11 protein-coding genes are annotated in these 15,470 nt (G+C 56.0%); 5 read left to right on the plus strand and 6 right to left on the minus strand.

Features of this window, described 5'->3' with window-relative positions:
• Positions 1–12: 12 nt before the first annotated feature.
• Complete coding sequence (gene aceE, locus QOT07_RS21105; protein ID WP_099063388.1) at positions 13–2,676, minus strand: pyruvate dehydrogenase (acetyl-transferring), homodimeric type; 2,664 nt, start codon at positions 2,674–2,676, stop codon at positions 13–15.
• A 170-nt stretch (positions 2,677–2,846) separates the two neighbouring features.
• Entirely contained in the window at positions 2,847–3,611 is a 765-nt protein-coding gene (gene pdhR, locus QOT07_RS21110; RefSeq protein ID WP_012146714.1) for a pyruvate dehydrogenase complex transcriptional repressor PdhR, read from the minus strand.
• A gap of 633 nt (positions 3,612–4,244) precedes the next feature.
• On the opposite strand from pdhR, the gene QOT07_RS21115 reads away from it, so the two are divergent.
• The 3 genes from QOT07_RS21115 (at position 4,245) to QOT07_RS21125 (ending at position 8,181) form a co-directional block, all read left to right on the plus strand.
• A complete protein-coding gene (locus tag QOT07_RS21115; protein ID WP_207977555.1) occupies positions 4,245–5,627 on the plus strand; it encodes an amino acid permease in 1,383 nt (460 codons plus the stop codon).
• A gap of 192 nt (positions 5,628–5,819) precedes the next feature.
• On the plus strand, positions 5,820–7,220 hold the full coding sequence (locus QOT07_RS21120; protein ID WP_176979607.1) for a glycoside-pentoside-hexuronide (GPH):cation symporter: 1,401 nt from the start codon (positions 5,820–5,822) through the stop codon (positions 7,218–7,220).
• 10 nt (positions 7,221–7,230) lie between these two features.
• On the plus strand, positions 7,231–8,181 hold the full coding sequence (locus QOT07_RS21125; protein WP_283603866.1) for a glycoside hydrolase family 43 protein: 951 nt from the start codon (positions 7,231–7,233) through the stop codon (positions 8,179–8,181).
• A gap of 43 nt (positions 8,182–8,224) precedes the next feature.
• Here QOT07_RS21125 and QOT07_RS21130 read toward each other — a convergent pair whose 3' ends face one another.
• The 3 genes from QOT07_RS21130 to QOT07_RS21140 are packed head-to-tail and all read right to left on the minus strand — an operon-like array spanning position 8,225 to position 12,797.
• Positions 8,225–9,460, minus strand: a complete 1,236-nt coding sequence (locus QOT07_RS21130; RefSeq protein WP_283603867.1) for a cytochrome c — start codon at positions 9,458–9,460, stop codon at positions 8,225–8,227.
• Positions 9,457–10,011: a (2Fe-2S)-binding protein gene (locus tag QOT07_RS21135; RefSeq protein WP_085118899.1), complete on the minus strand. Its 555-nt coding sequence runs from the start codon at positions 10,009–10,011 to the stop codon at positions 9,457–9,459. The genes QOT07_RS21130 and QOT07_RS21135 overlap by 4 nt, the downstream gene beginning before the upstream one ends.
• Complete coding sequence (locus QOT07_RS21140; RefSeq protein ID WP_283603868.1) at positions 10,008–12,797, minus strand: xanthine dehydrogenase family protein molybdopterin-binding subunit; 2,790 nt, start codon at positions 12,795–12,797, stop codon at positions 10,008–10,010. Before QOT07_RS21140 ends, QOT07_RS21135 begins: the two co-directional genes overlap by 4 nt.
• A 204-nt stretch (positions 12,798–13,001) precedes the next feature.
• Between QOT07_RS21140 and QOT07_RS21145 the strand changes: the two genes are divergently transcribed.
• Together QOT07_RS21145 and QOT07_RS21150 are read left to right on the plus strand one after the other, a co-directional pair.
• On the plus strand, positions 13,002–13,586 hold the full coding sequence (locus QOT07_RS21145; protein ID WP_283603869.1) for a nucleotidyltransferase family protein: 585 nt from the start codon (positions 13,002–13,004) through the stop codon (positions 13,584–13,586).
• Between the two features lie 7 nt (positions 13,587–13,593).
• Positions 13,594–14,646: an XdhC family protein gene (locus QOT07_RS21150; protein WP_283603870.1), complete on the plus strand. Its 1,053-nt coding sequence runs from the start codon at positions 13,594–13,596 to the stop codon at positions 14,644–14,646.
• On the opposite strand, the gene QOT07_RS21155 is transcribed toward QOT07_RS21150, so the two are convergent.
• A complete protein-coding gene (locus QOT07_RS21155; RefSeq protein ID WP_207977545.1) occupies positions 14,570–15,436 on the minus strand; it encodes a helix-turn-helix domain-containing protein in 867 nt (288 codons plus the stop codon). The genes QOT07_RS21150 and QOT07_RS21155 overlap by 77 nt on opposite strands.
• Positions 15,437–15,470 lie beyond the last annotated feature (34 nt).

Here is a 15,470-nt window from a genome sequence, read left to right on the forward strand (position 1 = left end):
CTTCTGTACCTCTTATGCCAGACGCGGGTTAACTTTTTCTGGGTTGATGTCGAATTTCTTAATCGCATCAGCTACCACAGAAGCTTCGATTTCACCGCGTTTAGCCAGTTCACCCAGTGCAGCAACCACAACGTAAGAAGCATCAACTTCAAAGTGGTGGCGCAGGTTTTCGCGGCTGTCTGAACGACCGAAGCCGTCAGTGCCCAGAACGCGATAGTCGCTGGCTGGAACGTAAGTACGAACCTGTTCTGCGAACAGCTTCATGTAGTCGGTAGACGCAACCGCCGGCGCTTCGTTCATCACCTGAGCGATGTAAGGTACGCGCGGAGTTTCGGTTGGGTGCAGCATGTTCCAACGCTCACAATCCTGGCCATCACGCGCCAGTTCAGTGAAGGAAGTCACGCTGTAGATGTCGGAACCCACGCCGTAATCGTCTGCCAGGATCTTCGCCGCTTCACGAACGTGACGCAGGATAGAACCTGAACCCAGCAACTGAACCTTGCCTTTGCTGCCTGCCAGAGTGTCCAGCTTGTAGATACCTTTACGGATACCTTCTTCTGCGCCCTGCGGCATGGCCGGCATGTGGTAGTTTTCGTTCAGCGTGGTGATGTAGTAGTAGACGTTTTCTTGCGCGTCACCGTACATGCGCACCAGACCGTCGTGCATGATCACTGCCACTTCGTACGCGTAAGCTGGATCGTAAGAGATACAGTTAGGAATAGTCAGAGACTGGATGTGGCTGTGGCCGTCTTCGTGCTGCAGACCTTCACCGTTCAGGGTGGTACGGCCTGAAGTACCGCCTACCAGGAAGCCGCGCGCCTGTTGGTCGCCTGCTGCCCAGCACAGGTCACCGATACGCTGGAAACCGAACATCGAATAGTAGATGTAGAACGGGATCATTGGCAGATCGTTGGTGCTGTAGGAAGTCGCTGCGGCCAACCATGAAGAGGCTGCGCCCAGTTCGTTGATGCCTTCCTGCAGGATCTGGCCTTTCTCGTCTTCTTTGTAGTAAGCAACCTGCTCACGGTCCTGCGGGGTGTACTGCTGGCCGTTCGGGCTGTAGATACCGATCTGACGGAACAGACCTTCCATCCCGAAGGTACGCGCTTCGTCGGCGATGATTGGCACCAGGCGATCTTTGATCGACTTGTTCTTCAGCATCACGTTCAGGGCACGCACAAAGGCGATGGTGGTAGAAATTTCTTTGTTCTGCTCTTCCAGCAAGGAGCTGAAGTCTGCCAGAGCCGGCATTTCCAGCTTCTCGGTGAACTTCGGCATACGGGTAGGCACATAGCCTTTCAGCGCCTGACGACGTTCGTGCAGATATTTGTACTCTTCGGACTCTTTCTCGAAGGTGATGTACGGCAGTTTTTCGATGTCGGCATCGGCAACTGGCACATTGAAACGATCGCGGAAGTGGTGAACCCCTTCCATGTTCATTTTCTTCACCTGGTGAGCAATGTTTTTACCTTCCGCAGTTTCACCCATGCCGTAACCTTTGATGGTATGGGCCAGGATAACGGTTGGTTTGCCTTGGGTGTCCTGCGCTTTTTTCAGTGCAGCAAAGACTTTCTTCGGATCGTGACCACCACGGTTCAGTGCCCAGATCTCTTCGTCGGTCATATCTTTGACCAGCGCAGCGGTTTCCGGGAAGCGGCCGAAGAAGTGCTCACGCACGTAAGCGCCGTCTTTGGACTTGAAGGTCTGGTAGTCGCCGTCCAGGGTTTCGTTCATCAGTTGGATCAGCTTGCCGCTGGTATCTTTACGCAGCAGTTCATCCCAACGACCACCCCAGATCACTTTCAGTACCTGCCAGCCTGCGCCCGCGAAGATGCCTTCCAGCTCATTGATGATCTTGCCGTTACCGGTGACCGGGCCGTCCAGACGCTGCAGGTTACAGTTGATGACGAACACCAGGTTGTCCAGCTTCTCACGGGTAGCGATGGTGATCGCGCCCTTGGATTCCGGCTCATCCATCTCGCCATCGCCCAGGAAGGCGTAAACGGTTTGGGCAGAGGTGTTCTTCAGGCCACGGTGTTCCAGATATTTCAGGAACTTCGCTTGATAGATGGCGCTGATTGGGCCCAGGCCCATAGAAACGGTAGGGAACTGCCAGAATTCCGGCATCAACTTAGGATGCGGGTAAGAGGACAGGCCTTTGCCGTGAACTTCCTGACGGAAGTTATTCATTTGGTCTTCGGTCAAGCGGCCTTCAAGGAAGGCACGTGCGTAAACGCCTGGAGAGATGTGGCCCTGGAAGTAAACCAGATCGCCGCCGTCTTGCTCGGTGCGTGCACGGAAGAAGTGGTTGAAGCAGACTTCATAGAAGGTCGCAGAAGACTGGAAGGAAGCCATGTGGCCGCCCAGATCCAGATCTTTTTTGGAAGCACGAAGAACGGTCATCACCGCATTCCAGCGAATAGCTGAACGGATACGACGCTCAAGATCCAGGTTACCAGGGTAAGCAGGTTCGTCTTCCACCGCGATGGTGTTGACGTAGTTGTGAGCCGCAGCACCGGCTGCAACGCTAACACCGCCTTTACGGGCTTCACCCAGAACCTGATCAATCAGAAACTGAGCTCGCTCAACACCCTCTTCACGGATGACCGATTCGATCGCCTGCAGCCAGTCGCGGGTTTCGATCGGATCCACGTCATTGTTTAAACGTTCTGACATGGTGGTATTCCTTATCTGTCTAATGGTTTGTTTTGGAGCCTGTCTTCCTGTGTTCTGAAACAAAACACACGAAGACAGGCCCATCAGTTTAGTTGCCGCTTACTTAAATGCTTAATTAAGCACTTCGAACGTAAACCCCGCAGGCTGGTGTGCCCTGAAGAGAACCGTTCTTAATCCTTGCGTTGCTGGAGACGCCGCAGCGATCTCTCGCGTCGGGTATGCTCCCGACTGAGATCCAGCAAGATTTCCTCGATAAACGCCAAATGGCGGTGCGAGGCTTCGCGGGCCTTCTCGGGCTCACGTGCCACAATCGCCTCAAAAATTCCGGCGCGGTGGCTGCTCACTTTTGCCAACATCTCACGGCGCGAGTAGAGCAATTCAAAGTTCTGACGCACGTTCTGTTCCAGCATCGGCCCCATACAGCGCAGCAGGTGCAGTAACACAACGTTGTGGGCAGCTTCGGTCACGGCGATTTGATATTGCATGACCGCATCGGCTTCGGCGTCGAGATCGCCGCTATCCTGGGCCTGCTGAATCAACATGTGGCAATCGCGGATGCGCGCCAGATCTTCGTCGGTACCGCGCAACGCCGCATAATAGGCAGCAATGCCTTCGAGGGCATGACGGGTTTCCAACAGATCGAATTGTGATTCAGGATGGTCGGCCAGCAGTTCAGCCAGCGGATCGCTAAAGCTCTGCCACAGATTAGTTTGTACAAAGGTGCCACCGCCCTGACGGCGCAGGAGCAGCCCTTTGGCTTCCAGGCGCTGGATGGCCTCTCTCAGAGAAGGACGGGAAACATCAAATTGTTTCGCCAGTTCACGCTCCGGTGGCAGTTTCTCGCCTGGGCGCAGTGTTCCCTCGAGGATCAGGTGTTCGAGCTGCTGCTCGATAACGTCTGACAACTTGGGTTGGCGGATTTTGCTGTAGGCCATGGGTGATTTCTTCTCTGCGAATGGCGCGGAGTCAATTGGTAATACCAATTTCAAAAACGTGACGGTAAAGTAACAAAGTATTCACCTCCTGTCCATATGGGCCTTGATCGAAATCAGGTTACCCGCACATTTTAACACCTCAATACCAGAGCTGCTGCAAACCGCTAACGCATGCTTGGTAATACCATTTACGAGGTAGGTTTTTGATTTAACTTTTGCGAAACCTGCCGTCAGGCTGACTGAAGTCTCTAATGTAGAATTCTATTGCATGTTTATTAAGCTTTAACGAATACCTATTTACATCGCAAAAGGTGCGTTCATCCGGTTAATATTTCGCCGCCGACCAACCGCCAGAACTAAATTATTTTTGCGCATTATGTGAGTTAATGCTTATTTCATGCATTGAATCCCCCCTGTCGTCACACAACCCGCATTTTGTTTCCTAAACTGCTGAAATCTTAATCACTCACCACATAAAGCAGGTGCAAACTGGCGCGCATAACATTATTCTTTGCCAAACGGTAGCGGCTCCGTGGAATTAATAGATATAACGCCGTAAATAAAACAAAACACACATCGTAACCACTGCTTTACAGCATGTGAGTAATTCTGCAACGACAGAGGGTTTCATTGATGGATGGTCAACAGCATGATGGCGACCAGCTGAAGCGCGGCCTTAAAAACCGCCATATTCAGCTTATTGCACTAGGGGGCGCTATTGGTACCGGGCTATTCCTCGGGATCGCGCAAACAATAAAGATGGCCGGCCCTTCGGTCATTCTCGGTTATGCCATTGGCGGCTTTATCGCATTTCTGATCATGCGCCAACTGGGTGAAATGGTGGTCGAAGAGCCGGTGGCCGGTTCCTTTAGCCACTTCGCCTATAAATACTGGGGTAACTTCGCCGGCTTCGCTTCTGGCTGGAACTACTGGGTACTGTACGTCCTGGTTGCCATGGCGGAACTGACCGCGGTAGGCATCTATGTGCAGTACTGGTGGCCGGAAATCCCGACCTGGGTATCTGCGGCGGTGTTCTTCCTGGCGATTAACGCCATCAACCTGGCGAACGTGAAGGTGTATGGCGAGATGGAATTCTGGTTCGCCATCATCAAAGTGGTGGCGATTATCGGCATGATCGTGTTCGGCGCCTACCTGCTGTTCAGCGGCATGGGCGGCCCGGAAGCCACCGTGACCAATCTGTGGGCACAGGGCGGGTTCTTCCCGAACGGCATCATGGGGCTGGTGATGGCGATGGCGGTGATCATGTTCTCGTTCGGTGGGCTGGAGTTGGTGGGCATTACCGCTGCCGAAGCCGACAACCCGCAGAAAAGCATTCCTAAAGCCACCAATCAGGTGATCTACCGCATCCTGCTGTTCTATATCGGCTCGCTGACCATTCTGCTGTCGCTGTACCCGTGGGGCAAAGTGGTTGAAGGCGGCAGCCCGTTCGTGCTGATCTTCCACGCACTGAACAGCAACCTGGTCGCAACGGTACTGAACGTGGTGGTATTGACCGCCGCGCTGTCGGTCTACAACAGCTGTGTCTACTGCAACAGCCGCATGCTGTATGGCCTGGCGAAACAGGGCAACGGGCCGAAAAGCCTGCTGAAGGTCGACGGGCGCGGCGTACCGGTGATTGCTATCGCCGTCTCCGCCACGGCCACGGCGTTCTGCGTACTGATTAACTACCTGATCCCCGGTCGTGCCTTCGAACTGCTGATGGCGTTGGTGGTATCGGCACTGGTGATCAACTGGGCGATGATCAGCCTGGCACACCTGAAATTCCGCGCGGCCAAGAACCGCGAAGGCGTTGAGCCGAAGTTCAAGGCCTTCTGGTATCCGTTCAGTAACTACCTGTGCCTGGTGTTTATGGCCGCGATTCTGGTGATCATGTACCTGACGCCGGGGATCCAAATCTCGGTGTTGCTGATCCCGGTTTGGGTCGCCATTTTAGGCATCGGCTATGCCGTTAAACAACGTAGCCAGCGCGCAGTAAGCGCATCTGGCCGCGGGTAACTCACTAAAAAACAACAAGGCCTGCATTTGCGGGCCTTTTTATTGCCTTTCGATTTTGCAAACTGGCTCACAGTTTCTCCGCCACGGTTGATTTGTCCATCTCTACAACCATTCACTTCTGATAACTCGCCGCCAACCGGGACAATAATCGTTGCCACTCAGTCAGATCCTGCCAGTTCGGAGAAAATGTCCATGAAGAGCAATGCCCTTTCAATAAAAGAAAAGATTGGCTACGGCATGGGAGATGCCGGCTGCAACATGATCGGCGGAGCGATTATGCTGTTTCTCAACTATTTCTATACTGACATCTACGGTCTGACGCCTGCGCTGGTCGGCGTGCTGCTGCTGTCGGTTCGCGTGCTGGATGCCGTCACCGACCCGATTATGGGAGCGATAGCCGATCGCACCCAAAGCCGTTGGGGACGCTTTCGTCCCTGGTTGCTGTGGATCTCCCTGCCGTATGTATTATTCAGCGTACTGATGTTTACAACGCCGGAATGGAGCTACAACAGCAAAGTGGTCTACGCCTTCGCGACTTACTTTTTAATGTCGCTGACCTACACGGCGATTAATATCCCCTACTGTTCTCTGGGCGGTGTGATTACCTCGGATCCACAGGAACGGGTCTCCTGTCAGTCCTACCGTTTTATCCTGGTCGGTATCGCTACCCTGATCCTGTCCCTGACGCTGTTACCGATGGCCGAATGGTTTGGCGGCGCAGACAAAGCGCGTGGCTATCAGATGGCAATGGGTGTGCTGGCGCTGGTCGCCCTGTTCATGTTTCTGTTCTGCTTTGCCACGGTCAAAGAACGCATACGCCCGGCAGTACCCACTCATGACGCTCTAAAATCCGATCTGAGAGACGTATGGAAAAACGATCAGTGGGTGCGCATTCTGCTGCTGACGTTCTGCAACGTCTGCCCCGGTTTTATCCGTATGGCCGCCACCATGTATTACGTCACCTACGTCATGCAACAATCGACTTCCTTTGCCAGCCTGTTTATCGCGCTGGGTGTAGTCGGCATGATGATTGGCAGCGCGTTGGCCAAACCCCTGACCGATCGCTTCTGCAAACTGAAAGTGTTCTTCTGGACCAATATTTTGCTGGCGGCGTTTTCCTGTGGTTTTTATTTCCTCAATCCTCAGGTCACTTCGCTGATCGTGGCTGCCTATTTCCTGCTGAATATCCTGCATCAGATCCCTTCACCGCTGCACTGGTCGTTAATGGCCGACGTGGACGATTACGGCGAATGGAAAACGGGCAAGCGCATCACAGGCATCAGCTTTTCCGGTAATCTGTTCTTCCTTAAAGTCGGACTGGCGGTGGCCGGCGCCATGGTTGGCTTCCTGATGTCGCTCTCCGGCTATCAGGCGGATGCGGTCAGCCAAAGCGCCGGCGCGCTGAACAGCATCGTCCTGTTGTTCACGGTGATCCCCGGTATCGGATATCTGATCACGGCCGGCGTGGTGCGTCTGTTGAAGGTTGACCGCCAACTGATGCGTCAGATTCAGCTCGATCTGGAAAAGCGACGCATAAATTACCGCGAGCTCACCGACTACCCGGAACAGCAACTCGAAACCCGACACCCGTAAGGAGCCTGAGATGCGCGACTACCCTAACCCCTTGATTGAACAGCGGGCAGATCCGTTTGTTTTACGCCACAGCGATGGCTATTACTATTTCACCGCCTCGGTGCCGGAATATGACCGGTTAGAGCTTCGGCGTGCGCGTAGTATCAACGAATTGTCGCAAGCCAGCCCGACGGTGGTGTGGCAAAAACCGCAGCAGGGGCCGATGAGCCATTTAATCTGGGCGCCGGAACTGCACTTTATTAACGGTAAATGGTATTTGTACTTCGCCGCAGCCCACAGCCCGGAGATTGCTGACGGCCTGTTCCAGCACCGAATGTTTGCACTGGAATGCAGCGCAGCCAACCCGCTGACCGGAGACTGGGTGGAAAAAGGGCGAATTTACACGCATATCGACAGTTTTTCCCTCGACGCCACCCACTTCGAGCATCGCGGCAAACATTATTATCTGTGGGCGCAAAAGGATCCGGCGATCCACGGTAACTCCAACCTTTATCTGGCAGAAATGGCAAATCCCTGGACGCTCAAGGGCCAGCCGGTGATGCTCAGCCAACCGGAACTCCCCTGGGAAACCGTCGGTTTCTCGGTCAATGAAGGGCCGGCGGTGATCACCCATGGCCAAAAGATATTTATCAGCTACTCCGCCAGCGCGACCGACGAGAATTATTGCCTCGGTCTGCTGTGGGCCGATATCGACAGCGACATGACCGATGCCACTCAATGGCATAAGCTCGGGCAGCCCCTATTTCGGACCAGTGTTAAAAACCGCCAGTTCGGGCCTGGGCACAATAGTTTTACCCTTGATGAACAGGGGCAAGATCTGTTGGTTTACCATGCTCGTAATTACACGGAGATCGAGGGGGATCCGCTCTATGACCCGAATCGTCATACACGGATTAAATCACTGGAGTGGGATGAAGAAGGCATGCCGGTACTGGGTGACCCCCCGGCAGATAATCGTTAATTAAAAATGGCTCGGCATGCCGAGCCATTTTTGTCATTGAACCTTACTTACGCAAGGCTTTCACCTGTTCGGCCGTCACATCCGCCGGCAAGCCGCCCCAGGTCACCCGCAGATAGTTCACCAGTTCCGCCACCTGCGCATCGTCCAGTCGCTCACCAAAGGCCGGCATGCTCTGCATGCTTTCACCGTTAGGGAATTGCTGCGCCGGTAAACCGTCCAGCACCGAGACAATCAGGTTTTTAGCATCCGGCTGGCGCAGCGTGGCGTTATCACGCATCGCTACCGCCACGTGCGGCTTGCCCTCGCCTTCACGCGCATGACAACCCGAGCACTGATCCAGATAGCTGATGCGCCCGGCATCACTGCCCTGGCCGATTTTAACCGGCACAGCCGCCGGCGGCTGTTCGCCCATCAGATAGGTCGCCAGCGCCTGGTGATCTTCCAGCGTCAGATGACGGGTACTGAGATCCACCACCATATGCATCTCGCTGAAGGCAGAGCCTTGCGGCGCCAAACCGGTCGAGAGGAAGCGGTTCAGATCGTCCGGCGTCCAGCCGCGTTTCGCCAGCCCGTTCGGGGTGATGTCCGGTGCCATAAAGCGCCCCAGATCACCGCCCTGCATCGGTTTACCCAGTTCCATTTGACCCAGCATGCCGCGTGGCGTGTGGCATTCCCCGCAGTGGCCCAGCGTATCCGCCAGATAACGGCCGCGTTGCCACTGCGCCGAATCACCCTGCGAACTGGCAGGCAGCGGATCCTGACTACGGAACAGCAGATTCCAGCCAATCAGCGCCATGCGCTGGTTAAACGGGAACGGCATGGCGTTTTCAGGTATAGCAACGTCTACCGCCGGACGGGTCATCAAATAGGCATAGATGTCATCGGCATCCTGACGCGTCATCCCTTTATACGAGGTATAAGGCATCGCCGGATACAGATGACGGCCGCCCGGTGCCACGCCCTTTGTCAGCGCCAGGAAGAAGTCGTCTTTGGTCCAGCGGCCAATCCCCTGATCGGCCGAAGGCGTCAGGTTACTGCCGTAGATGGTACCGAACGGCGTATCCAGCGGATAGCCACCGGCCATTGGCGCGCCACCACTGGCGGTATGGCAGGCGGCACAGTCGGCGGCCTGAGCCAGATAGCGGCCCCGGACGACCTGTTCCGTGCTGGCGGTCACCTGTTGCACCGGGCCGTCGTAATGGCGGTTTTCACGCCACCACAGCACCGCGATGACGATAATCACCACCAGCAGGATCAACAGTGCGAGACGTTTTTTCATTGCGCCGTCTCCTTCACCAGACCTGGGGTTTTCAGCACCACATCGCGTACCGCTTCGTAGTAACGCACGTAGCCGGTGCAGCGGCAGATATGACTGTCCAGCGCCTGTTCGATAGCGCTTTCCAGCTGATCACGGGCAATCGGCTCACGCTTGAGTTTTTCCACAAAAATGGTGGCGGCGTTAACAAAGCCCGGCGTGCAGTAGCCACACTGGAAGCTGTAATGCTCCAGAAAAGCCTGCTGAATTGGTGAAAGCTCGACCACTTCACCCTGTTCATCCACCTTGGCATGGCCTTCGACGGTACGCACTTTCTTGCCGCTGAAGAAATGTGCGCCGGTGATACAGGTACGCACTTCCTCACTGGTACCGCTCGGGTGATCGACAATCGCCACGCAGGCGTGGCAGATCCCCTGCCCGCAGCCAAGGCGTGAGCCGGTCAGGTCAAGATATTCGTGCAGGAAGTCGATCATCATCAGCCCTTCCGGCACTTCGATCGGGCCATACTGCTTGTCGTTGATGGTCAGGGAAATCGGCTGGGTTTTAATGCTCATTGTAATACCTCACGAATATTTTCTGCACGAACGGGCAAATCACGGAAACGGTGGCCGGTAGCGTCGGCGATGGCGTTAACCAGCGCAGCAACCACCGGGATCATCACCACTTCGGCCATGCCTTTGGGTGGATCGGTTTCCGACAGCGCGGGCAGGATGTCATCGGTCTGTTTCCAGACCGCCACATCGCTGGCACGCGGCAGGTGGTAACGGTTAAAGTTCCAGGTACCGTTACCGGGCCCATCTTCGTACAGCGGTAAATATTCGTGCAGCGCATGGCCAATCCCCATCGCCAGGCCGCCCTGCAATTGGCCGGAAACCAGTTCCGGTACAATCAGGTTGCCGCACTCCATGATCGAATGGTGGTTCAGCAGTTCTACCTGGCCGGTAGCGATATCCACCGCCACTTCCGCCAGAGTACCGACAGCGCTGTAATAGGTCACCGCCGCGTTATTGCGTTGGGTCGGCGGGTAATAGGCCTGGTTGCGCGGCAGCGTTTTGAATTCGCCATTGGCGTTGCGCACCGCCAGCCCGTCAATCGGCAGACGTTCGCTATTACCACTCAGGGTGAAGTCCGCTTCCGCCCACTGCCAGCGGTTGAACACGTGTACCGCGGCACCGGTGATGCCGCCCATCTGGTAGGCCTGTTTCGCCAGACGCTCCAGGGTCAGCACTTCCAGCCCGGCCGCGGTCAGCCCGCCTTCCACCCAGCGTGCGTCTTCTCTGCGCACCACCAATGGCGCCGCCTGGCCGCCACCGATGCCGGATTGCCAAATGGCCATCGCCGCCGGCCACAGGCCGTGATCGAAGATCAGCCGCGCCGCTTCACGCGTACTGTGGGAGAAATAAAATGCCGAGTTGCTGGCGCTGGAGGGTGAACAGTAGCTTGGCGTCCAGGCCGGGTTGGCTTGCAACTGGTCCTGTTCGGCCTGCGACATGATGTAAGGATCGCCGCTGGTAACCATCGGCAGCACCGACCAGTCGGTCACCGAGAAGTGCGCCTCATCCGCCGGTTTACCCAGCCACTGCGCGCACAACACCGACTGTGAGGTCGACATACCGGTTCCCATCTCTGCGCCGCTGTGATGCAGCATTATGCGCCCATCTTCCCCCAGCTCGACGCGGGCGAACGAGGTTTCAGCCCCAGTACCGAAGTCTTTTTGTACGCAGCCAAAGCCGACGCCATAGCGTTTGCCCGGGTGCTGGCTCTCAAACTCCGCCTTACGCTGGGCACGTTGCAGCCACATTTCATGCTTCGCCGCCTTCTCCAGCACTTCATCGGCACGAATAGCCCCGGCCGGAATAGCGCCCTGCGTGTTTTTCATGCCGGATTTCAGTACGTTGCGCAAACGGAATTCAATCGGGTCGATCTTCAGCTCGGCCGCCAGTTCATCCACCATCATCTCGGTGGCGGCCATGCTTTGCAGCGTGCCGTAGCCGCGTGCCGATCCGGCATCGATGGCGCGTGAAGCCAGCCCTACCGAAGACAAATCGCTTTTTGGGAAGTAGTAAATCGACTGTGCCGCCGTCGCCGCCACCATCACCACCGACGGTGTAAAGTTGCTGCGACCGCCGCCGTCTGCCGTCATCTCGCCGTGGAATGACTGCAAGACGCCGGTTTGACGGTTGACCGCAATGCGGTAATTCATGTCGAACGCGTGGCGCTTCAGCGCCGTCTGGAACTGTTCGAAACGGTCATTGGCCAGGCGTACCGGGTGCCCGTCACCGTACATCGCCGCCACCGCGCCGTAGTACGGGAAGTTATAGTGATCTTTCGAACCGTAACCGACGGTGTAGCACGGGTGCAGGATCAGCTGTTTCACCGGCGGATTGTGCTTGGCCAGCATGCGTGGCATTTCGTCGGCCACTTCCTGCGGTGACTGGGTCGGTACCACCAGATGCAGGGTCTGCGTTGCTGCATCGTACCAACCGTTGGCGTTATCCGGTTCCAGCGCCGAGGTATCGACCGACTGCGTGGTATAACGCCGCGACATCACCAGCCAGTCTTCCGGCGGCGTTTGCAGCTCATTGGCGATCATCCCGGCGTAATACATCCCTTCCTGATCCAGCTTGCCGCCTTCACGGCCTTCCGGCCAGACCGGCAGGTGTTTCTTCATCGATACCGGGAAAATCGGCGTATCTTTCAGGCTGGAGAAGCGATCGTCGTCGAACGGCTTGTCGCCACCCACTCGCACATAACGGAAGGTGCCCCAGGGATCCCGCTCCAGCGGGCCGGTTTCCGCCCCGTACTTGAGGGTTTCTTCACGGAATTTCAGCTTGTCTTTGGCGAAGCGGAAACGGGCGAAGTCGTGGTAAATCAGGATCGCCACCGCCTGCCCCAGATAGGCCGGGGTTTTGCCCACCGGCAGCAGCATGTCGTCGCCGTAGAACGCCGGGAAGGCCAGGCCGTCGCGCGCCAAATCCTCTGCCGTCACCAGCCTGTCTGGCTGCAGGTCGTCCCCCAATAACGAGAGATCGAGGCCCTCGAACAGCCGGTCGGCCTTGGTGACACGTAAAATAAACGCATGCGCCTGTTGTTGCGGCCAGTGCGGCATATCGACCGCGCGAATGTCGCGGGCGAACACCTTCTGCCCCATCACCTTGGCACGGCCATCGATGCGAAAGCGAATACGCTTTTCATGGGCATCCCAGTTCGGCGACTGGAGGATTTTTTGCTCAAACAGCGCGGCGTAGGCACGGCTGTACAGAGGCGCGAGGTATACGGATACCCCCGCTATCACGGCGCCTTTGATAAAGCGGCGTCGCGACGGGTTAAAATTGCTCATAAGAAGTCCTTTGTTTCTTTATTTTATTTTTGTGTTCAGCGGTGGTGTTGCGCAAACGCTGACGACCTTGCCGTAGACGTCATAAGCATATGCTTATAACCAAAATTATGTGATGATTAACATGCTGTTTTCAAGAAAAACACATCTCAAAAACACATATTTTTAGTAAGGTAATAATAAGTTGCGCAAATTCGGGCGGGTAAGATGACGACAGGCATAGTGATCGCCGCTGCCGGACGTGGGGAACGCTTCTCTCAGGCCGGTGGCGAAGGCAATAAATTGAATGCCGAGTTTACGGATCAGTCCGGCCGACGACGCTCGCTGTTTGAACAGACGCTGTGTCAGGCGCTGGCTTCGGGCCTGCCGGTATGGGTCGTCACCCGGCCGGATAACCTTCAGGTACAACAGGTTTGCGCCGTCTATCAGGTGCCGGTCACGCTGCTGGCCAGCGCGGGTCTGGGGGATTCCATCGCCGCCGGGGTGAAGGCTACGCCGCACTGGCAAGGCTGGTTGATACATTTAGCGGATATGCCCTTCGTCACGCCAGGCGTTTTCCAGCAGGTGGCTACCGCCTTATCGCAACACGCCATCGTCCGCCCCAGCTTCCTGCAGCAGCCGGGCCACCCGGTCGGATTTTCCGCCCTTTTGCGCAAACAACTTGGCCAATTGCGTGGTGATAATGGCGCGCGTGAACTGCTTAAAGGGCAGTCGGTGTACCTGCTTTCTCTTGATCAACCCACGGTGGTGCAGGATATTGATCTTCCGTCACAGCTACCGGCCAGCGAGTAAATCACCTATGCAACATCTCGATATCACCGTGGTCAACCAGGCGATAAGCTGGCTGAAGCAACAACCGGTGTGGCTGTGCACCGTACTGAATACCTATGGCTCCTCGCCGCGATCGCCAGGGGCACTGCTGGTGGCCACCCAGGACGGGCATTATTGCGGTTCGTTGTCGGGCGGCTGTGTAGAAGAAGATTTTCTGCGGCGCGTGGCGGCCGGAGAGTATCAGGCGGCCAGCCAGGTGATCCGTTACGGTGAAGGAGGCCTGGAACCGAACGTGGCGCTGCCCTGCGGTGGCGTGCTCGAGGTGCTGATTGAATCCCTGCCAACCGGTGATGACAGCATTGCCTATCTGACCCAAATTGCCGGTGCGCTGAACGGACACCATGCGCTGGTCAAACGCCTGACCCTGCCCGATGCCTGTTCCAGCCTGACGTTGACCGACTTCGCCAGCGCTACCCAGGTGGAGCGTCGTGGGCCGCAAGTCACTCTGCATATCGCTGCGGCACCACGTTTGCTGATCGCCGGGCTGTCCAGCGTGGCGTTGTACTGCGCCGATTTCGCCAGTTCATTGGGGTTTGAAGTGTTGGTGTGTGAAAACCGGCCAGAGGCGCTGGATAATTTCGCCCCGCAGCTCCGATCCAACGTGACACTGCTGCGTCAGTTCCCGGCCAAGTTTATTGAAGACGGCGGCTGCCACGCCAATACTGCGATTGTGGCGCTGACCCACGATCCGCGCATGGACGATCTGACGCTGATGGAGGCGATCCACACCCCGGCATTTTACATTGGTGCCATGGGATCATTGCGCAACAGCGCGCGTCGTCGCCAGCGTCTGCAACAGATTGCCGAATTCAGCCCGCAAGAGCTGGAACGCATTCATGCCCCGATAGGCCTGCCGCTCGGCAGTAAAACCCCGGCGGAGATCGCGTTGGCGGTGATGGCGGATATCGTGCAGCAGAAAAACCGCACTAGCGCCGCCCGATCGGTCAACCAAGGGGAGTTACAGGCACCAGATGCTGGAGCTCAAGATGCAGCTCCTCCCGCTCGTTCAGTGAATAGTTGAACATCGTCAGGTCTGGTCCTTCCCTGCGGGCCAGGCCCAATTCCGGCAATACCTGGGTGTAAATCTGTATCACATGGTCATGCAAGGCCACCGGTTTGCCGGAGTAACAAAAACGGCAAAAATCGCCGTGAATTTCCTGCCATAGTTCGAGGCCGGCATCATCACTGACCGTGCAATCCGCCGCAACGCCGAGGGCATATTCCACCCGGACCTGTTCCCCATCAGGAATCAGCTGGGTAAGCGAATAGGTCAACGCCGGTCGGCTGGCCACCGAGTGATAGAATCTCTCTCTGATTTTGCTGCGGATGTGCAGATGCGACTTATCCAAATCAGTAATATCGAGATGGTAAGCGTAACCTTTCCCTTTGATCGCATACTGACCTTTGGCCACATTGATTCGGTCAACCTGAATGTCACCAGGGTGGTTGGCTGACAGCGAACGAACCAGATGGCTGAAGTCCTGCTTGCGGGCGTGGCGATAAACGCTGGGGGATTCGGCAAAGTGCTTCTTGAAGCAACGGGAAAAGGTTTGTTGGTTATCAAACTGATATTCAATGGAAATATCAAGAATGGTTTTTTGCGTAAAGCGCAGAGCAAAAGCGGCGAGATACAAGCGGCGGGCCCGAATATAGGAAGCCAGCGACAGGCCGGTCTGCGTTTTGAACATTCGTTGCAGATACCATTTCGAGTAGCCTGATTTGGCAGAAACGATATCCAATGATAGCGGGTTGGTCAGGTTGTCTTCAATCCAGACCAGCAGTTCCCTGATATGATTTTCCTGCGTTTCCATGTATTTGCCGAACCTTCTGTGCCAAATATGCCTT

It is taken from the genome of Serratia proteamaculans (assembly GCF_949794035.1).
GTDB classification, from domain to species: Bacteria; Pseudomonadota; Gammaproteobacteria; order Enterobacterales; family Enterobacteriaceae; genus Serratia; species Serratia proteamaculans.